Raw genomic sequence first — 19486 nt, forward strand, 5'->3', positions numbered from 1 at the left:
CCACCATGCTCCCCTACCTGTTGCGTCGATCCGCGTTCCTGGTGGTGTCGTTCCTCGTCGCCATGACCGTGTTGTTCGTCCTGCTCCGGCTGCTGCCGGGAGACCCCTCGAACGCCCTGCTCTCGGTGAACGCCACGCAGGAGCAGATCGAGGCGGCGCGTGCGCAGGTGGGGGCGGATCGGCCGGTCGGCGAGCAGTTCCTGGCCTGGTTCGGTGGCGTCCTCACCTTCGACCTCGGTTCGTCCTTCGTGAGCAGTCTCCCCGTCGGCCCTGAGATCGCCTCGCGCCTGCAGGTCACCGTCCCGCTGACGCTCCTCGCCTTCCTCCTCGCCGTGGTGCTCGCCAGCCTGGCCGGCGTCATCGCCGCACTCCGAGCCGACCAGTGGTACGGCATCGCCCTGTCGGGGTTGTCGCAGTTCGGCATCGCGGTGCCGGTGTTCTGGGTCGGCATCCTCCTCGTGAGCGTGTTCGCGGTCACGCTCCGCCTGTTCCCGTCCGGCGGGTTCCCGCGCGACGACTGGGCAGACCCGGCGGCGGCACTCACGAGTCTGGCGCTCCCGGTCATCACCATCGCCATCGTCATGAGCGCGTCCATCACCAGGTACGTCCGCTCCGCCACGCTCGACGTGCTCGGGAGCGACTTCCTCCGTTCCGCCAGGGCGCAGGGTGCCGGACTCGGCGAGGCGCTCCTCCGGCACGGCGTCCGCAACGCGGCCGTCCCCGTCGTCGCGATCCTCGGGATCGAACTCGCGACCACGTTCCTCGGGGCCGTCGTGGTCGAGAGCGTCTTCAGCCTGCCGGGACTCGGGTCGATGCTCCTCACGGCGATCCAGCAGCACGACTACCCGAACATCCAGGGCATCCTCCTCGTGTCCACCCTCGTCGTCCTCGTGACCGGGTTCCTGGCCGACATCGCCCAGCGCCTCATCGACCCGCGCCTGCGCACCTCCATCGCCGGGAGCGGGCTCCGATGAGCGACCTCGACGCCCGGACGGCCGCCACAGCCCCCGAGCGGGGCGGGAGACGCCGCGGACGCTCCGTGACCCTCACGGTCGGGCTGGTCCTCGTCGGTGTCATCGCCGCGCTGGCGCTCGTCTCCCTGTTCTGGACGCCCTTCGCGCCGACGGACACGGCAGGCGGCCGTCTCGAAGGACCGAGCGGCACGCACTGGCTCGGCACGGACAAGCTGGGTCGAGACCTCTTCACCCAACTCATGATCGGTGCCCGCATCGCGCTCGTGACGGGGGCGGGTGCCGTCGCGGTCGGGGCGGTCATCGGGATCGCCGTCGGTCTCGCCGCGGCGTTCGCGGCCGCCTGGCTGGACGACACGATCTCCGCCGCCCTCGACGTCGTGATCGCCTTCCCCGTCCTGCTGTTGGCCATGCTGATCGTCGCCGCCCAAGGCGCTTCGCTCGGCACCGCCATCGTCGCGATCGGGCTCGCCATGTCCGCCATCGTCGCCCGGCTCACGAGGATCCTCACGAAGCGCGTCCTCGGCGAACAGTACGTCGTCGCCGCGCGCACGGCCGGGACGAGCTGGCCCGGCATCATCGGCCAGCACGTGCTGCCGAACATCTGGCCGACGCTGAGCGTCAACCTCGCCCTGCAGTTCGGCATCGCCGTCCTCGCGGAGGCGAGCCTGTCCTACCTCGGCCTCGGGGCTCCGCCGCCGAACGCCTCCTGGGGACGGCTCCTCCAGGAGGCACAGGCCACGGTCACGACGGCACCGATCGGAGCGATCGCACCCGGTGTCGCGGTGGTCATGCTCGTCGTCGGCGTGAACTTCATCGCGGACGGCCTGCGCGATCTCGGCGATCCGACGAGGAGGCGCAGCGCATGACGGCCCTGCTCGACATCACCGGCCTGACCATCACCCGTGGTACGCGGCGCGGAGCATCGGACGCCACCGAGCGGCCACTCGTCGACGACCTCGACCTCATGATCGCCGCCGGCGACCGACTCGGTCTCATCGGCGGCTCCGGGTCCGGCAAGTCGCTGACCTCCCTCGCCGCGATCGGGTTGCTCGACGACCAGCTCACCGCGAGCGGCAGCATCGAGCTGGCCGGCACGCAGGTCATCGGCGCCACGGACCGCTCCCTGCGTCCCCTCCGCGGCCGGGTCGCTGGACTCGTCTTCCAAGAGCCGCTGACCGCCCTGGACCCGCTCATGCGCGTCGGCGCTCAGCTCGCTGAACCGCTCCGACGACACCTCGGGCTCCGTCGGGACCGACTGCGGGATGCCGTGGATGCGGCGCTCACCGAGGTCTCGCTCACCGACACGGCCCGCATCGCCGCGTCGTTTCCGCACGAGTTGTCCGGCGGCCAGCGACAGCGCGTCGCCATCGCCATCGCCCTCGCCGGACGACCGCAGCTCCTGATCGCCGACGAGCCGACCACCGCACTCGACGTCACCGTGCAGGCGGAGGTGCTGTCGCTCCTCGACCGGCTCGTGCGCGAACGGGGCATGGCGCTGTTGTTCATCAGTCACGATCTCGCCGTGGTGTCGACCATGGTCGACGAGGTGATCGTGCTCAGCTCGGGTCGAGCGGTCGAGCGCGGCCCCGTCGCGCAGGTGCTGACGGCCCCACAGCACGAGGACACGCGGCGTCTCGTCGCCAGCGCCCGCGCGATCGACGACGCACTGGAGGACCCGCGATGATCGACGGATCGAGCCCTGACGCCGCTGCGCCCATCCTAAAGCTCGACGCGGCCGGCTTCCGGTACCGCGGTGGCCAGGTCGCGCTCGACGACGTCTCCCTGTCCGTCGGCGCCGGTGAGGCGGTCGGCGTCGTCGGCCAGTCCGGCGCCGGGAAGAGCACCCTCCTCCGACTGCTGCTCGGCCTCGACCGTCCGACCACGGGGTCCGTCCGATTCGACGGCAGCGAGCTCGATCCGCGGGACAAGGCCCGCGTCCGAGGCTTCCGCGCATCCGTGCAGGCGGTCTTCCAGGATCCGTACTCCTCGCTCGACCCACGGCAGCGCGTCGGCCGCATCGTCGCAGAGCCACTCCGCTCCTTGCGGCTGGCTTCGGCGGAGCAGGCCGTGAGCCGAGCCGCGGACGCGCTCGAAGCGGTCGGTCTTCCTCCCGAGGCCGCGTCCCGCTACCCGCACGAGTTCTCCGGCGGCCAACGCCAACGGATCGCCATCGCTCGTGCGATCGTCCCGAACCCCAGACTCCTCCTGGCCGACGAGCCGGTGAGTGCCCTGGACATGAGCACCCGGATCCAGATCATCGAGCTCCTCGCCGAGTTGCGGGCCTCGAACGGTCTGGCTCTCGTCATGGTGTCGCACGACCTCGGCACGGTCGCGGCCCTGTGCGAGCGCACGGTCGTCCTTCGGGACGGGCGGGTCGTCGAGGCGGGGTCGACCGCTCAGGTCCTCCACCGGCCGGCCGAGGCGTACACGCGGCAGCTCGTCGCGGCGATCCCCCGGCTGCCCCGCTGAGTCGCGCACGGCCCCCGCGGACGATCGGTTCCGGGAGACGGGAATGCCAGGCCGCGCGCGGGCGTTCGACTCCGAGTGGCTCCGGCCGCATCCACTCTCCACAGGAACAGGACCCGTGACGCAGGATTCAGCGCAGCCCGACGACCATGACGACGGACCGGAGACGCAGGAGCGACCGTGGCTCAGCGACGAGGAGCGCGCTGCGCTCAGCAAGCCGCTCCCTGAGCGGGCGGTCGTGGCGAGCCTGGCGTTCACCGGCCTCGTCGCGGCGTTCATGATGACGCTCGTCACCCCGCTCGTGCCGTCCCTCCCGACGATCCTCGGGGTGCACGCCTCGGACAGCATGTGGGTGGTGACCGCCACCCTGCTCTCCGCTGCGGTGGCGACGCCGATCTCCGGTCGTCTCGGTGACCTGTACGGGAAGCGCCGGATGGTCCTGATCCTGCTCGGGATCATGATGGCCGGCTCGGTGCTCGCTGCGTTCTCGTCAACGATCGTGCCGCTGATCATCGCTCGCGCCCTGCAGGGTATGGCGATGGGCGTGATCCCGCTCGGCATCAGCATCCTGCGCGACGTGCTCCATGCGAAGCGGCTCGGTCCGGCGGTCGCCCTCGTGAGCGCCACGCTCGGCATCGGTGGAGCCGTCGGCCTGCCGATCTCAGCCGTCATCTCACAGTTCCTGGATTGGCATGTGCTCTTCTGGGTGGCCGGTGCGCTCGGACTGGTCGGATTCCTGCTCGTGGCCCGCTTCGTCCCCGTGAGCACGCTGCGGAGTGAGGGCGGTTTCGACTGGATCGGGGCGATCGGACTCGCCGCCGGACTCGTGCCGATCCTCCTCGCCGTCTCGAAGGGCAACGAGTGGGGCTGGACGAGCGTGGGGACGCTCGCGTGCCTGATCGGCGGGGTCGTCGTCCTGCTCCTCTGGGGTTGCTTCGAGGTGCGTTCCTCGAGCCCGCTCGTGGATCTGCGGATCGCCGCACGCCGGACGGTGCTCTTCACGAACCTCGCGTCGATCACCGTCGGATTCGCCTTCTTCGGCAGCACCGTGGTCCTCCCCGGCATCCTCGAAGCGCCGGTGGGCACGGGGGTCGGGCTCGGGCAGGACATGCTCATCGCGAGTCTCTGCCTCATGCCCAGCGGTCTGATCATGTGGGCGATGTCGCCCGTCGCCGCTCGGCTGACGGCCGCGAAGGGTGCGCGGCTGAGCCTGCTCATCGGTATCGCGATCATCGCGATCGGCTACGCGGTCGCGATCGGCCTCATGACGGAGGTCTGGCACACGGTCCTGACGGCGACCGCCGTCGGTTTCGGCGTGGGCTTCGCGTACGCGGCGATGCCGACGCTGATCATGGGCGCCGTCCCGCCGAGCGAGACCGCGGCGTCCAACGGGCTCAACTCGGTCATGCGGACGCTCGGTTCCACGATCGCGAGTGCGGTGATCGGCGCCATCCTGGCCTCCCAGGTCGTCACGGACGGGGCCGTCACGACGCCGAGCGCCGACGCGTTCCGGCTGAGCTTCGCGATCTGCGCGGCGGCCGCCGTGGTCGGTCTCGTCTGCACGCTCCTGCTGCCGAAGCACCTCGCGAAGGACACGCGGTCGAGCCTCCACGAGGGGTGACGGGGCTCAGCCCACGATGCCGAGGGCGAACGGGAGGACCGGGCCGGAGCCCGCGAGCCGGAGCGCCCGTCCGGCGACGGTGAGCGTCCATCGGCTGTCCGCCCGGTCGTCGACGAGCAGCACCGGCGCGCCCTCGAGCGTCGCCAGCTGTGTGCGGAGTTCGGCACCGACGCTGAACGCGTCCCAGACGCCGGCGAGCCGATAGGCGCTGTTCCCGCCGGGCCCTCCGCGAGGGCCGTCGCCGACGACGTCCAGTTCACCGAGGTAGGGCAGTCGTCCGAGCGAGGCGATACCCCGGGCGACCGAGTCGACGAGTTGCGGACGTGATCGTGACGGGACGCTCACGACCGCGGCCGGTCGCCTCGCCCACGGCCAGTCGGCGAGCACCCGGACGCTCGCGTCGATCACCGCGCGGGACGCCGGGGCGTCCGCCGCGCCGGCGGCGAAGAGTTCACGGAGGACGCCGCCCCAGCCGAGATCGGTCAAGCGCGCGAGCGCCCGGCCCGGTTCCAGACGATCCTCGAGCGAGATGCGGCCGCTGACCGGTGCTCCGTCGGTGGTGACGCCGAGTTTGCCGGCACCCGTCGGCCACTGCGCTCGAGGTTCGAGCTCGACACCGACCCGCCCGAGCGCCTCGGAAGCCGAGGCGGCCGCTGCGCTGTCGAGTTCGGTGGGGAACCAGGCACCTGCGCACCGATCGCAGCGTCCACAGGGTTCGGCGGTCGCGTCGTCGAGTTCGCGCTGGAGCACGAGCATCCGGCACTCCTCGCCGCGCTCGTAGGCGAGCATCGCCTGCTGTTCCGCGACCCTCGCCTCGGCGATCCGGCGGTACCGTTCGCGGTCGTACACCCACGGCTCACCGGTGGAGACCCATCCCCCGGCGACCCGCTGCACGGCGCCGTCGACGTCGAGCACCTTAAGCAGCAGTTCCAGCGGGGTCCGGCGCAGGTTGACGAGTGCTTCGAGTGCCGGGGTCGACCGTGGCCGATCGTCGAGCGCGTCGAGGACGGCCGTGGCCCGAGCTTCGTCAGGCATCGACGCGGTCGCGAAGTACTGCCAGATCTCCTCGTCCTCCGCTCCGGGCAGGAGCAGGACGTCGGCGTGTTCCGTCGCGCGCCCGGCTCGCCCGACCTGCTGGTAGTACGCGACCGGCGATGACGGCGCGCCGAGATGCACGACGAACCCGAGATCGGGTTTGTCGAAGCCCATCCCGAGCGCACTCGTCGCCACGAGGGCCTTCAGCCGGTTCTCCTTGAGGAGCCGCTCGGACTCCTCGCGTTCGTCGGGATCGGTCCGGCCGGTGTAGGCCCGGACCTCGTGACCGGCCTCGCGCAGCAGCCGCGCGGTGTCCTCCGCGGCGGAGACGGTGAGGGTGTAGATGATGCCGGACCCCGTGAGTCCGTCCAAGTGGCTGAGCAACCAGGTGAGGCGGTCCCTGGACTCCGGGAGCCGGAGCACGCCGAGCCGGAGGGACGCCCGCGCGAGGGAACCGCGGATGGTGAGGACCTCTGCCGCCGTGGAGCCGGAAGCGGCTGGTGCGGTGAGCTGCTCGGCGATGTCGCGGACGACGCGGGCGTTGGCCGTCGCGGTCGTCGCCAGGACCGGGACCTCCACCGGCAGACGACCGATCAGCTCGGCCAGCCGCCGGTAGTCGGGGCGGAAGTCGTGACCCCAGTCGGAGATGCAGTGGGCCTCGTCGACCACCAGCATGCCGGTTCGAGCCACCAGGGTCGGGAGCTGCTCATCGCGGAAGCGCGGATTGTTGAGCCGCTCGGGCGACACGAGCAGCACATCGACCTCGTCGGCGTCCAGCTGCGCGCGGACGTCGTCCCACTCATGAGCGTTCGCCGAGTTGATGGCGACCGCCCGAACACCGGCACGCGCCGCCGCGGCCACCTGGTCGCGCATGAGGGCGAGGAGCGGTGAGACGAGCAGCGTCGGACCGGCACCCCGCCGACGGAGCAGCGCCGTCGCGATGAAGTACACGGCCGACTTGCCCCAACCGGTGCGCTGCACCACGAGGGTGCGACGGTGCTCGTCGACGAGGGCGAGGATCGCCTCGAGCTGGCCATCGTGGAACCGGGCTCCCGGAACGCCCGTCAGAGCGGCGAGCGCCGCCGTCGCTTCAGCGACCGACCCGGTGGTGGTGGCTTCGTGGTGGGTGGGGGCTGGCGCGCTGACGTCGGACATGTGGCAAGTCTGTCAGGAGCCGCCGACGGCTGGTCGCTGCGGTGGCGATGGTGGGTGGGCCGGCCGGTGCGTGGTCGCTGTGGAGGAGGGCTTCCCCGGAGGTCGCGCTCCTCCGACCGGTGGGAGGTGGATCAGGCGCTCTTCTTGCGTTTGGCCGGGGTCGACGACGGTTCGTCCTTCGACGATCCGGCCTTGGTCGTGCTGCGCTTCGACGTGCTGCGCTTCGAGGTCGTGCTCTTCGACGTCGTGGTCTTCGACGAGGGGGCTTTCGAGGAACCACTCGACCCGGTGTCGGCCTTCGGGTCCTTCCCACCTCGCTGCCGGTCGATGCTGCGCTGCAGCACCTCCATGAGGTCGATCGGCTCGGCACCCGTGTCGTCGTCGGGCTCGGGCTGCTCGCCGAAGGTGGCGGCGGTGTCGAGGGCGTCGCCCTGCTCGAGTTTCGCATCGATGAGTTTCCGGAGTTGTGCCTGGTATTCGTCGACGAACGCGTCGGGACGGAAGCGGGACGAGAAGGACTCGACGAGCGCCTCCGACATCTCGAGTTCCTTGGCGGAGATGCGGACTCGTTCCTCGAGGGCCGGGAACCGCACCTCGCGGACCTCGTCCTCCCACAGCAGTGTCTGCAGGAGGATGACGTCCTCGCGCACCCTGAGGGCGCCGAGTCGCGTCTTCTGGCGGAGGGCGAACCGCACGATGGCCGTGCGGTCGGTCTCCTCGAGCGTCCGCCGGAGCAGGACGTAGGCCTTCGAGGAGGAGGAGTCCGGTTCCAGGAAGTAACTCCGGTCGAACATGATCGGGTCGAGGTCGTCGCTCGGCACGAACTCGACCACCTCGATCTCGCGACTGCGTTCCTCGGGGAGCGACGCGAGGTCGTCGGCGGTGAGGACCACCGTCTGCTCGCCGTCCTGGTAGGCCTTGTCGATGTGGTCGTAGCTGACGACCTTGCCGCAGACCTCGCACTTGCGCTGGTACCGGATACGCCCGCCGTCGGCGTCGTGCACCTGGTGCAGCGAGAGGTCGTGGTCCTCCGTCGCGCTGTACACCTTCACCGGGACGTTGACGAGACCGAACGTGACGGCGCCCTTCCAGATCGCGCGCATGACCTCTCCTGTCCGTCGGCGGGTCGGCCCACGCCGTCAATCGCACCAGTAGACACCCGGACCGGCGTCAAGGGCTAGCCCTTGACGGGCTCGGACGGCAGGCTGGGCGCCATGGCGAGGACGAGCTCCGGCGGCGCGCGGGCGCAGTGGGTGACCGTCGACGGTCGGCGCATCCAGCTCACCCATCTCGACAAGGTCCTCTATCCTGCGACGGGCACGACCAAGGCGGAGGTCCTCGCCTATTACGCGGCCGTCGCACCGCATCTGTTGCCGCACGTGGCGGACCGACCGGTGACCCGGAAACGCTGGGTGCACGGTGTCGGGACGGCCGAAGCGCCGGAGTCCGGCTTCTTCCAGAAGGACCTGGGCGCGTCGGCGCCGGACTGGGTGCAGCGTCTCCCCATCGAGCACAGCGATCACACGAACGAGTACCCGGTCGTCGACGACCTCGCGACGCTCACCTGGCTGGCACAGCTCGGCGCGCTCGAACTGCACGTGCCGCAGTGGCGGTTCGACCGGTCCGGCGAGCGCCGTCCTCCCGACCGGCTCGTGCTCGACCTCGACCCTGGTGAGGGGGTGTCGCTCGCCGAGTGCGCCGGGGTCGCTCGGATGGCACGCGCGGTGTTGGTCGACATGGGGCTTGAACCGGTCCCGGTGACGAGTGGCAGCAAGGGGATCCACCTCTATGCGGCGTTGGACGGTCGGCAGCGTTCGGACGAGGTGTCGCTCGTGGCGCATGAACTCGCTCGGGCGCTCGCGGCGGATGCGCCGACGCTCGTGGTGAGCGAGATGGCGAAGGATCGACGCAGGGGCAAGGTGTTCGTCGACTGGAGCCAGAACAACGGGTCGAAGACGACGATCGCCCCGTTCTCCCTGCGGGGTCGGTTGCGTCCCACGGTCGCGGCGCCGCGGTCGTGGGACGAGCTCGACGATCCCGAGCTCTCCCAGTTGGAGTTCCCGGAGGTGCTCGAACGGCTGGCCGACGGTGTCGATCCGCTGTCGGTGCTCGGCGATCCCCGTCCGTCGATCACGATCAGGCCGTCGGAGCACGAGGATCGACTCTCGGAGTACCGGCGGAAACGCGATGCTTCGCGGACGCCTGAGCCGGTTCCGGAGGCGTCCCCGCCACCGTCGGCTGCGGGGACGGCACCGTCGTTCGTCATCCAGCGGCATGAAGCACGGAAGCTGCATCATGACTTCCGACTCGAGCACGACGGGGTGCTCGTGTCCTGGGCGTTGCCGAAGGGTGTCCCGACGGATCCGATCAGCAACCGTCTGGCCGTCCGCACCGAGGACCATCCCCTGGAGTACGGCAGCTTCGAGGGCACCATCCCGGCCGGCGAGTACGGGGCGGGCGAGGTGACCATCTGGGATGCGGGCACCTACGAGCTGGAGAAGTGGCGGGACGACGAGGTCATCGCGACCCTGCACGGGCGGCCGGGTGGTCCGTTGGAGCGCCCGGCACGGTTCGCGCTCATCCGGACCGCCGGCGACTCCGGGCGGGACGCGCCCTCCTGGCTCATCCACCGGATGCGCGCTCCAGGCGATCCGCCGGCTCCGCCGGTGGCGCGTTCGCGCGAGGTCCCCGCTCCGATGCTCGCGAGCCCGGCCGCTCTCGGAGAGGTCGTCGACGACGGGTCGTGGGCGTTCGAGATGAAGTGGGACGGGATCCGTGCGATCGCGAGCATCGACGGTGCGACGGGGCGGGTGCGGTTGTCGAGCCGCAACGGCAAGGACCTGACCGCGGCCTACCCGGAGGTGGTGGAGGAGCTCGGGGCGTCATTCGGGGATCGCGACGTCGTCCTCGACGGCGAGATCGTCGCGTCCGGGGCCGACGGCCGTCCCGACTTCTCGCTGCTGCAGCGACGCATGCAGTTGACCTCGGACCGCGACGTCGATCGGGAGCGCCGGCTGACGCCGGTCCGCCTGTTGGTGTTCGACCTCCTCGCCCTCGACGACGAGGACCGGACGGGACTGCCCTACCGTGAGCGCCGCGAACTCCTCGAGGAGACGGTCGGATCCGGTGCGGTCGTGCAGGTTCCGCCGCGGATCGACGGTTCCCTGGACGATGCACTCGAGGTCAGCCGGGCGCTCCGGCTCGAGGGGGTGGTCGCGAAGGAACTCGACGGTCGTTACCGGCCGGGTCGACGGAGCAGCACGTGGATGAAGTTCAAGCATGAGCGGGCGGAGGAGGTCGTCGTCGCGGGCTGGCGACCGGGACGTGGTGGGCGCACGAGTGGGATCGGATCGCTCCTCCTCGGCGTGCCGGGGCCCGACGGTCTCCTGCACTACGCCGGGCGGGTCGGCAGCGGGTTCACCGACCGGGAGCTCGCCGCGACCGCCGTGCGGTTCGAACGGTTGGCGCGCTCGTCGACGTCACTGCTGGGCGTGCCACCGGCCGATGCCGCCGACGCGAACTGGTTGGATCCCGTCCTCATCGGTGAGGTGCGGTTCAGCGAATGGACCCCCGACGGCCGGTTCAGGCATCCGGTCTGGCGCGGCTGGCGTCCGGACCGCGCCGTCGACGACCTCGAGGTGCCGGATCGGGGCCGGTGAGCGGTCGACCGCCCCGGCTCAGGCGAGTCGTCCTGACTCGGCGAGGAGCGCGAGCACGGCGGACACCCGCGGGTTGCTCGCGGCGTCGTGTTCGATCCCGAGCGCGGCGTAGATCGCCGTGAGATGGTTCTGCACCGACTTCTCGGCGATCCCGAGCCGGGTAGCGATCCCCGTGTTCGAGCGACCGGTCGCCAGCAGTTGGAGGACGGCGTACTGGCGATCGGTGAGCGACTCGAGGCTCGAACCCGCACGGGGCCGCGCGCGGTCGACGAGCTCCGGGTCCAACATCGTCTCGCCGCGCGCCGAGACGCGGATGGCCTCGAGGAGGACGTCGCGGGTGAGGGACGAGGTCTTCGAGAGGTAGCTCCAGCCGTCTCTGACGTCTGCCGGCATCTCGAGGAGCATGTCCATCAGGTCGTAGGCCGACAGCAGGACGATCCCGAGACCCGGCTGGGCGCGACGCAGCGAGACGCCGAGACTCACCCCGTTGCCGTCCGGCAGCTCGATGTCCATCGTCAGGACGTCGACCGTCCCGGGGAGGAACGTCCCCCGCGCCTCGGCGACGGTGGCGGCATGACCGACGAACGTCACCCCCGGCGTCCCCCGGAGCAGATCGGCGAGCATCCCGCCGAGCAGCGGTTGGTCCTCGACGACTCCGACCCGGAGCGGGACGGCCGGCGCGACGTCGAGCGTCGCCGCGCCCACCACGGGGACGGCGGACGAGCGGTCGGGCTGCGGCTGGTGGTGCATGGTCCGAGTATCCCGGATGAACGGCTCGTCGTCCGAGGGGGAAGCTCCCGACTTCCGCCCGGAGATGCCGCCGTCGCACCACGCGGCAGGTCAGAATGGAGCCATGACCCAGGAGGCCCTCACCGCTCGCGCCGAGCGCTGGCGCGACAGTCGGGCCTTCATCACCGCAAGCGGCGCCATGGCCGCGGTCTTCGGACTCGCCGTCTCCTTCCAGAGCGTCTACATCTACACGTGGGTCGCGCCCGGCGGCACCCGCGGCATGCTCGTGGAGCGCGTCACCGCGAACCTCGTCTCCCTGAGCGCTGCGATCATCGTGCTCGCGTTGCTGCTCTGGTCGAGATGGGGTCCCTCCCTCCACGAGTGGTGGCGCCCGAAGGTGCTCGCCGGTGTCCTCCTCGTCGCGCTGGCGACCGGCCTGCTGCGCAGCGGCCTGCAGCTCCTCCTCGGCGTCTACCGCGATCCGAGCCTGCAGACCGTCCTCGTCGAGACCGGGACCACGGCGATCGCCCTCGCCGTGTGCGCCACCTTCGGGTTCAGTCTGAGCGCGGCACGACGGCGCGCACGCGAAGAGGAACGTGCCCACGCCGACCAACGCCATCGCGCCGACGTCGCCCTCCAATCGCTGCAGAGCGAGGAGCTGCGCGTGAAGCGCGAGGTCGCCGAAGGCCTCCACGGCACCCTCCAGCAGCACCTCGTGCTGATCAGCGCGCAGCTCGCCGCCGTCACGGCCGCGCTCGAACGCGACGGCGCTGCAGCCGTCTCCGACGCGACCCGGCGGCTGCGGTCACTCGGCGAGGACCTCCACACCGTGCGCGAACGGGACGTCCGAGAGCTCAGCCGCTTGCTGTCCCCACCACTGCTCGAGGTCGGCATCGCACCGAGCATCCGCGCGATCCTGCAGCGCCTGCCGCCGTCGATCACCACCACCCTCGACGTCTCGCCGGAGTTCCGCCTCCTCGACGACCCGATCGACAACGTGTTCACGACGGCGGAACGCGCCGTGGTCGTGCGGACCCTGGAAGAGGGGGTGACGAACGCGCTGACCCACGGTGCGGCGGACCGGCTCGTCGTCGAGCTGCGGATCGCGACGCCGGCGTCGCAGGACGACGGTGCTCCGGCGGCGAGTGGGACCGTCGAGCTGCGGGTGCTCGACAACGGCACCGGGCTCCTCGACGGTGCGGAACCGGCCGGCGGTCTGCTCCAGCTCGACCGCCGCGCAGCCGCCTTCGGCGGAGCCCTCCGGGTCAGCTCGGCAGCGAGCGACGCGCCCGAGGGCGGCGCCGTCCTCCGGCTGAGCATGCCCTATCGCGTCCCGGCCGCCCGCTGAGGCGGTCGGGACGCGGGTTCCGAACGGACCGGATCAGGCGGCCGAGCTGTCCGCCAGGAGCTCACGCACGCGCGGGACGACCTCGGAGCCGTACAGCCCGATGCTGTCCATGAGGTGCTCGTGGGACAGGGAACCGTTGCTGATCTTCAGGTCCACCCGCGACAGACCGAGGCCGTCGACCGCGGTCGCCACCTTGCGCGCGACGGTCTCCGGCGATCCGACGAACAGCGCACCCTCCGGACCGGCCTCCTGCTCGAAGTGGCCACGCGTCATCGGGCTCCACCCTCGCTCACGACCGATCCGGTCCATCATCGCCCGGTAGTGGGGCCACAACTGCTCCTGCGCAAGCTCGTCCGTCTCGGCGATGTGAGCCGGCGAATGCATCCCCACCGGCTGCGTCGGCAGCTGGAACTGGGCGAGCGCGCGGTGGTACAGGTCGACGAACGGCGCGAACCGGAGCGGCCCGCCGCCGATGACCGCGAGCATCATCGGCAGTCCGTACCGAGCCGTCCTGACGACCGACTCCGGGCTCCCGCCGACACCGACCCAGGTCTTCAGCTTGCCGTGCTCCACCCGGGGGTAGACCGACTGTTCGCGCAACGGCGCACGCGTCTTCCCCGACCACGTGACCGGCTCCTGCTCGCGGATCGCGACGAAGAGTTCCAGCTTCTCCTCGAAGAGCTCCTCGTACTGGGAGAGCTCGTACCCGAAGAGCGGGAAGGACTCGGTGAAGGAACCCCGCCCGAGGATGGCCTCCGCGCGTCCGCCGGAGATGCCGTCGAGCGTGGCGAACCGCTGGTAGACGCGGACCGGGTCGTCGGAGCTCAGCACCGTGACGGCCGATCCGAGGCGGATGCGCTCGGTCCTCGCGGCGATCGCCGCCAGCACGATCTCGGGTGAGGAGACGGCGAAGTCCTCCCGGTGGTGCTCCCCCACGCCGATGAAGTCGAGGCCGACCGCCTCCGCGTGCACCCCCTGCTCGACGACGTTCCGGAGGACTTGGGCCTGTGACAACGGCGTGCCGTCGGCGTCGACCGTGACGTCACCGAAGGTGTCGATGCCGAACTCGAGGGATGTGGTCATGGGGCTCTCCAACGTCGTATGGCTCGCCGCGGGCGATCGCGACGGTTGTATACGTTTGCATACACATCGGAGAACCTCGTCCGTGTGGCGACTATTCCCGACGACTCCAGGGTGCCAGAACGCGACGTTCCCTGGGAGGCCCCTCCCAGCCGTCCCTGACAAGCTGGAAGACCTGCACCCCGAGCCTTGGAGCCCCTGTGTCGCCGCGCCGCCTCTTCCGCCTGATCGCGATCGCCGAGGCGATCACCTGGACCCTCCTCATCGTCGGGATGATCCTCAAGTACGGCACCAAGACGACCGAGCTCGGCGTCAGCATCGGCGGGTCACTCCACGGCTTCGTGTTCCTCGTCTACGGCGCGACCGTGCTCCTCATCGGGATCAACCAACGCTGGAGCGTCGGAACGATCCTCACCGGTCTCGTGAGCGCTGTCGTGCCCTACGCCACCATCCCCTTCGACATCTGGGCGGATCGCACGGGTCGACTCGACGGCGCCTGGCGACGTGAGGCCAGCTCGGACCCGCGGGACCAGCGGGTCCTCGACCGCGCGACCCGCTGGCTCGTCCGCCACCCCGTCCTGCTCCTGGTCGTCGGCGGCCTCGCGGTCGTCGCCGTGTTCACCGCGCTCCTCGTCGTCGGGCCTCCGGTCCCGAAGGCCTGACCACCGACGGACCGGTACCGCACGACCTGAACCCCGACGACGGGGTCAGCCGAGCAACCGGACCAACTCGCGGGTTATCGCCGCGCGCGCCGAATCGCTCGAGATGGCCGCCTCGCCGTCGCCGGGCTGCACACCGTAGTCGCCGAAGCTGGCGTGGTTCGCACCGTCGATCTCGACCATCGTCGCGTCGGCCGGAAGGCGGACGCGTGCGTCGGCGACCTTCTCAGGCGTACTCAGACCGTCGTCGCTGCCCGAGAGACTCAGCACCGCGAGCGAAGCCTCCGAGAGGTCGTTCGCGCAGTAGCTGCCGAACAGCACCAGGCCGGCCACCGCCGGGTCCTCGGCGAGCTGGCAGGCCCGCACGCCACCGAGGGAATGGCCGCCGACGAACCAGGTGTCGACGTCGGGAGCCGCCGCGGTGAACGTCTCGAGGGAGCGCTGATCGAAGAAGGCCAGGTTCAGCGTCGGCTTCGTGATCACGACCGTCGCCCCCGCCTCCTCGACCACACCGGACAGCTTGCGGAGGTAGGCGTACGGGTCGACCTTCGCTCCGGGGATGAAGACGAGCCCCGTCCCCGAGGCCTCAACCTCGGCATCGCCCGTCGGTGCGAGCACGATGGCGTCACCCACGTCGGTGACGGAGACGGCCGGGTCCTCCCACACCTCGAGCGCGGCGGACCGGGTCCCCGGCATCACGATCTGCGTCCACACCACGAATCCGAGCACCAGGACGACGAGCGCAGCCAGCACGCCGAGCAGCGTGGTCTTCAGTCGCCCGGTCCGCAGTGGTCGCCCGATCTGGCCGCTGGTGTCGCTCATGTGGTTCCTCCGCGCACCTCGTCCCGCGAGGGTCACGGTGGACGGTGCCCTCCAGTATCCCAAACGTCGATCGAGCGACGCAGCCCGTCTCCACAGGGCCGTTCCACAACCGCCGCACCTCCCGATCCGGCTGTCAGGCGGTCGGCCTATGCTCGTCGGGTGACCACCACTCGCACGAAGCATCCGGCCGGGCCGTCGATGACGATCGGCCTCATCACCCACCCCACGAAGAACATCGACGACTCCGTCCGCATCCTCCGCGCCTGGCAACTCGAGCACGGCGCGCGCCTCGTCGGCCTCCGCTCGGAGGCGAACCGCCTCGGCGACGACGTCGAGCTGCTCGACGAGGACGCCTTCGCCTCGTCGGTGGACGTCGCCGTGGCGATGGGTGGCGATGGCACGATGCTCGGAGCGATGCGCCTGCTGGCCGGCAGGTCGGCACCGGTGCTCGGCGTCAACTACGGCAACGTCGGTTTCCTCGTGGAGGTCGAGCCGACCGCGCTGGCGGCGGCGTTGCAGCGGGTCAGCGACCACGAGTTCTCGCTCGAGCCCCACCACGGTCTCGAGGTCACGATCACCACCGGCGACGACGTCACCCACCTCCTGGCGTTCAACGACATCTCCATCGCGCGCCGGCCCGGGACCGGGGTCGTCATGGCCGACCTCGCGGTGGACGGGACCGCGTACGGGTACTTCAAGGCCGACGCGATCGTCGTCGCCACCCCGACCGGTTCGACCGCCTACAACTACGCCGCGGGCGGTCCGGTCCTCTCCCCCGCCGTGGCGGCCACCGTCGTCACGCCGGTGGCACCGATGTCCGGCATCGACCGCTCGTTCATCCTCGGCCCGGCCGAGCGCCTGCAGTTCTCGATCGGCGCGGCGACGAAGCAGGCCGCGGTGGAGATCGACGGCCAGGTGCTGGCGGACGTCGCCGGCGGTGCGGTCGTCTCCGTCCGGCTGGTCCGCGATGCGGCGAACGTCGTCCGACTCGATCCGAGCCGGCATTCCCGCAAGGGCAGGATGAAGCTCAGCCTGCTTGATCTGCCCCTCAGACGCGATCAACTGCTCGACCTCGTCCCGCCCGACATCCGAGCGAGGGTCGAACGACCGTCCCGGGTCCGGAGGTCGAGGAACAAGCCGGCCGATCCGTCGCACTGACGATTCGTCGGCGCCAGCGTCACGAGGCCGGAAGGACGACCCCGATCGGTTCGCGCTTCTCCGCCTGGAAGCGGTCCTCGGTCCGGCCGTAGGCCCAGTACCCGGAGAGCGAGAGCTGCGATCGGTCGAGCCCGCGCTGGGCGAGGAACAACTCGCGGAGGGCCTTCATCGACTCGCGCTCTCCGTGCGCGAACACCTGGACGCGGCCGGCGGGCCAGGGGTGACCGGCGATGGCGGTGGCCAAGAGGGCCGCCGCAGACTCGTCGCGAGCGGCACGCCCGACCCAGATGAGCTGCACACCCGCCGGGCGGTCGAGCTCGATGAGGTCGTCGCGGCCACCGATCTCGATGAACGCGAGCCCCGTCGCTTCAGGCGGCAGGACCTCGAGTGCTGCGGCGATCGCCGGGACCGCGGACTCGTCTCCGGCGAACAGGTGCCAGTCGGCGGTCGGATCGGGGCGATAGGCACCGCCCGGGCCGGCGAGGACGACGCGGTCCCCCGGTCGGGCGGCCGCCGCCCACGGTCCGGCCAGCCCCTCGTCGCCGTGCACGACGAAGTCGATGTCGATGGTGCGCTCTCCGGTGTCCACACGCCGCACGGTGTAGGTGCGGGTGACGGGGAGGTCGTCCGGCGCGAGGGTCGCTCGCAACGCGGTGAGGTCGTACGGCGGCTCCAGGCCGAGCTCGGGCTTCGCGAAGTACAGCTTGACGTAGCTGTCGGTGGCGTCCTTGGGCTGGAAATCGGCGAATCCGGGTCCGCCGAGAGTGAGGCGCACCAGGTGCGGTGTGATCCAGGCCGTGCGGACCACCTCGAGGATCGTCTGCGGGCGGGGGGCTCGAGGTCGCGGTGTCGTCGTCATGATTGTCTCCATTCTGCCGTCGATCGCTGGGTCTCGGCAGGGCGGATCCCGCTGTCATACTGGATCAATGGCTACGACCGCAGGCTGGTACCCGAACCCCGACGACCCGACGAAGGAACTCCGTTTCGACGGTGAGGCCTGGGGCGAGTCACGGGTGTTGCGGTTCCAGCGGGACAAGCCGGCGCAGACGGAAGCCGCCGGCTGGTACCCCCACCCGACGGACGACGAACGCCAGGTCCACTTCGACGGCCGCGCCTGGGACGACTCGCGGGTCCTCCAGCTGACCGGCGCCGCCTCCGGTGACGGCGAGCAGGCTCCGGTGTACGTCTCGGCGGCTGAACTACCGGCTCCCGAGCGCGAGAACCGCGCCTGGACGATCGCGAAGACGGTGTTGTCGTTCGGTCCGATCATCGCCATCGCTATCGTCGGTGTCCTGGCGATCGTCTCAGGCGGCGGCAACTGACCCGAGGCCATCGACTGCGACGTTCTCCGCGCCGACGGAGCACCCGCGCCGTCGTCCGACCCGTGATGCAGCAGAGCGCCCCTCCGGTCCGGAGGGGCGCTCTGCTGGAACCGAACTACTTGGCTGCGACGGCCTCTGGCGTCGCGATCGAGGAGGCGAGCACCTCGTCGAGGCCGGCGGAGGCTTCCTCGTCGGTCATCGCCTGTGCGAGGGCCAGCTCGGAGACGAGCACCTGGCGGGCCTTCTGCAGCATGCGCTTCTCACCGGCAGACACACCGCTGTCCTGGTCGCGGCGCCACAGGTCGCGGACGACCTCGCCGACGCGGTGGACGTTGCCGCTCGCCATCTTCTCCTGGTTGGCCTTGTAGCGGCGCGACCAGTTGCCGGGCTCCTCGACGAACGGCTCGCGCAGGACGCCGTAGACGGCCTGGACGCCGTCGTGGTCGATGACGTCACGGACACCGACGAGGTCGGCGTTCGCGATCGGCAGCTTGATGGTGAGCTCGGACGTGTGCACGCGGAGCGTCATGACGTCCTGCTCGACACCCTTGATCGTCACCTTCGACAACTCGGTGATGGTGACCGCTCCGTGGTGCGGGTAGACCAGGGTCTCTCCAACGATGAACTGCATGGTTCCTCTTCTCTTCTCAGGTCGTCACCGGCGCTCTCGCACCGGCGTCGTCGTGCTCCGGCGCGTTCAGCTGCCGGATGATTCGGGGGTCTGCGTCGGCGGCGATGCACCGGTGGGTCGTTCCTCGAGCAGCCACGCGGGCAGGAGGGCGACCAGGGAGTCGACGAGTTCGTCGTCGGAGACGTCGATGCGGCCGTGTCGCCAACCGTCGACGAGCGACAGCGTGCCGCCGGCGACGTACGCTGAGACCAGTTCGACCGGGATGCCGGCGGGGACCCGGGTGCGCTGCAGCAAGGCGGCGACCAGGTGGTCGGCGTGTTCACCGACGAGCGCGTCGAAGACCGCACGGGCGACGGGGAGCTCGAGCACGCTCGAGTAGAGCGGTGCGTCCTCGAGGAGCTGGCCGACCAGCCGACGGTAGGCGTCCTCGGCGCGCTCGCGGCTGCTCGCCCGCTCGCCGACCGGTCGCGTGGTGGCGGGAGCGGTGAGCCCCGCGAACTGCAGGCGAAGGTAGGCCGCGGTGAGGTCGTCGAGGCTCGAGAAGTGCGCGTAGAACGAGCTGCGACTGATGCCGGCGACGCGGACGATGTCGCCGACGGACACGCGTTCCGGACGACCGGCGAGGATGGTCGCAACGGCGTCGAAGATCGTCTGGCGCGTCCGCTCGGCGCGAGGATCGCCCGTCACCCTGAGGACCGGAGCGAGACGCTCGACGGACAGGCTCGTGGGACGGCCGGAGGTGGACTGCTCGACACCGAGGGCGGATACTCCTGATGTGCGAGGCATTCAGGCCAGTGTACCACGACTTCTCGGACAGCTGTCCGAGA

At 70.5% G+C, this 19486-nt stretch carries 18 protein-coding genes; 10 read left to right on the top strand and 8 right to left on the bottom strand.

The features are described from left to right. Nucleotides 1-5 precede the first annotated feature (5 nt). The 5 genes from QRN26_RS08130 to QRN26_RS08150 all read left to right on the top strand — a co-directional run bounded on the left by QRN26_RS08130 (nucleotide 6) and on the right by QRN26_RS08150 (nucleotide 5061). The gene (locus QRN26_RS08130) at nucleotides 6-974 is read left to right on the top strand and encodes an ABC transporter permease (RefSeq protein WP_285036163.1); all 969 of its coding nucleotides are present in this window, start codon (nucleotides 6-8) and stop codon (nucleotides 972-974) included. After that, nucleotides 971-1840: an ABC transporter permease gene (locus QRN26_RS08135; protein ID WP_285036165.1), complete on the top strand. Its 870-nt coding sequence runs from the start codon at nucleotides 971-973 to the stop codon at nucleotides 1838-1840. The genes QRN26_RS08130 and QRN26_RS08135 overlap by 4 nt, the downstream gene beginning before the upstream one ends. Continuing rightward, nucleotides 1837-2658 carry an ATP-binding cassette domain-containing protein gene (locus QRN26_RS08140; RefSeq protein WP_056005355.1) on the top strand — a complete coding sequence of 274 codons (822 nt, stop codon included), beginning with the start codon at nucleotides 1837-1839 and terminating at the stop codon, nucleotides 2656-2658. Before QRN26_RS08135 ends, QRN26_RS08140 begins: the two co-directional genes overlap by 4 nt. Further along, nucleotides 2655-3443: an ABC transporter ATP-binding protein gene (locus tag QRN26_RS08145; protein WP_285036166.1), complete on the top strand. Its 789-nt coding sequence runs from the start codon at nucleotides 2655-2657 to the stop codon at nucleotides 3441-3443. The genes QRN26_RS08140 and QRN26_RS08145 overlap by 4 nt, the downstream gene beginning before the upstream one ends. Nucleotides 3444-3558: 115 nt before the next feature. Next, nucleotides 3559-5061, top strand: a complete 1503-nt coding sequence (locus tag QRN26_RS08150; protein WP_285036168.1) for an MFS transporter — start codon at nucleotides 3559-3561, stop codon at nucleotides 5059-5061. A gap of 6 nt (nucleotides 5062-5067) precedes the next feature. Here the strand turns inward: QRN26_RS08150 and QRN26_RS08155 are convergent, their stop codons facing one another. Both QRN26_RS08155 and ku read right to left on the bottom strand, forming a co-directional pair. Continuing rightward, nucleotides 5068-7251: a RecQ family ATP-dependent DNA helicase gene (locus QRN26_RS08155; RefSeq protein WP_285036170.1), complete on the bottom strand. Its 2184-nt coding sequence runs from the start codon at nucleotides 7249-7251 to the stop codon at nucleotides 5068-5070. Nucleotides 7252-7382: 131 nt separating this feature from the next. Next, nucleotides 7383-8354 (bottom strand): non-homologous end joining protein Ku, encoded by a 972-nt coding sequence (ku, locus tag QRN26_RS08160; RefSeq protein WP_285036172.1) that lies wholly within the window; start codon nucleotides 8352-8354, stop codon nucleotides 7383-7385. A gap of 111 nt (nucleotides 8355-8465) precedes the next feature. Here ku and QRN26_RS08165 point away from each other — a divergent pair, with 111 nt between their 5' ends. Next, on the top strand, nucleotides 8466-10910 hold the full coding sequence (locus QRN26_RS08165; protein WP_285036174.1) for an ATP-dependent DNA ligase: 2445 nt from the start codon (nucleotides 8466-8468) through the stop codon (nucleotides 10908-10910). 18 nt (nucleotides 10911-10928) lie between these two features. On the opposite strand, the gene QRN26_RS08170 is transcribed toward QRN26_RS08165, so the two are convergent. After that, nucleotides 10929-11660, bottom strand: coding sequence for a response regulator transcription factor (locus tag QRN26_RS08170; RefSeq protein WP_285036176.1), 732 nt, complete (start codon nucleotides 11658-11660; stop codon nucleotides 10929-10931). A gap of 103 nt (nucleotides 11661-11763) precedes the next feature. Here QRN26_RS08170 and QRN26_RS08175 point away from each other — a divergent pair, with 103 nt between their 5' ends. After that, nucleotides 11764-12987, top strand: coding sequence for a sensor histidine kinase (locus QRN26_RS08175; RefSeq protein WP_285036178.1), 1224 nt, complete (start codon nucleotides 11764-11766; stop codon nucleotides 12985-12987). Nucleotides 12988-13020: 33 nt separating this feature from the next. On the opposite strand, the gene QRN26_RS08180 is transcribed toward QRN26_RS08175, so the two are convergent. After that, on the bottom strand, nucleotides 13021-14070 hold the full coding sequence (locus QRN26_RS08180) for an LLM class flavin-dependent oxidoreductase (RefSeq protein WP_285036180.1): 1050 nt from the start codon (nucleotides 14068-14070) through the stop codon (nucleotides 13021-13023). Nucleotides 14071-14267: 197 nt separating this feature from the next. Here QRN26_RS08180 and QRN26_RS08185 point away from each other — a divergent pair, with 197 nt between their 5' ends. Then, entirely contained in the window at nucleotides 14268-14729 is a 462-nt protein-coding gene (locus QRN26_RS08185; RefSeq protein WP_285036182.1) for a DUF3817 domain-containing protein, read from the top strand. Nucleotides 14730-14774: 45 nt separating this feature from the next. On the opposite strand, the gene QRN26_RS08190 is transcribed toward QRN26_RS08185, so the two are convergent. Beyond that, the gene (locus tag QRN26_RS08190) at nucleotides 14775-15548 is read right to left on the bottom strand and encodes an alpha/beta hydrolase (protein ID WP_502927373.1); all 774 of its coding nucleotides are present in this window, start codon (nucleotides 15546-15548) and stop codon (nucleotides 14775-14777) included. Nucleotides 15549-15707: 159 nt separating this feature from the next. Between QRN26_RS08190 and QRN26_RS08195 the strand changes: the two genes are divergently transcribed. Continuing rightward, nucleotides 15708-16706 carry an NAD(+)/NADH kinase gene (locus tag QRN26_RS08195; RefSeq protein ID WP_285036184.1) on the top strand — a complete coding sequence of 333 codons (999 nt, stop codon included), beginning with the start codon at nucleotides 15708-15710 and terminating at the stop codon, nucleotides 16704-16706. Between the two features lie 19 nt (nucleotides 16707-16725). On the opposite strand, the gene QRN26_RS08200 is transcribed toward QRN26_RS08195, so the two are convergent. After that, nucleotides 16726-17565: a siderophore-interacting protein gene (locus tag QRN26_RS08200; protein WP_285036187.1), complete on the bottom strand. Its 840-nt coding sequence runs from the start codon at nucleotides 17563-17565 to the stop codon at nucleotides 16726-16728. A 67-nt stretch (nucleotides 17566-17632) separates the two neighbouring features. Between QRN26_RS08200 and QRN26_RS08205 the strand changes: the two genes are divergently transcribed. After that, entirely contained in the window at nucleotides 17633-18028 is a 396-nt protein-coding gene (locus QRN26_RS08205; RefSeq protein ID WP_056777259.1) for a hypothetical protein, read from the top strand. 115 nt (nucleotides 18029-18143) lie between these two features. Here the strand turns inward: QRN26_RS08205 and QRN26_RS08210 are convergent, their stop codons facing one another. Then, nucleotides 18144-18659, bottom strand: coding sequence for a CarD family transcriptional regulator (locus QRN26_RS08210; protein ID WP_056005325.1), 516 nt, complete (start codon nucleotides 18657-18659; stop codon nucleotides 18144-18146). Nucleotides 18660-18725: 66 nt separating this feature from the next. Further along, a complete protein-coding gene (locus QRN26_RS08215; RefSeq protein WP_082455718.1) occupies nucleotides 18726-19445 on the bottom strand; it encodes a TetR/AcrR family transcriptional regulator in 720 nt (239 codons plus the stop codon). Nucleotides 19446-19486: the final 41 nt, after the last annotated feature.

The sequence above is a fragment of the Plantibacter sp. ME-Dv--P-095 genome, assembly GCF_030209365.1.
GTDB lineage: Bacteria > Actinomycetota > Actinomycetes > Actinomycetales > Microbacteriaceae > Plantibacter.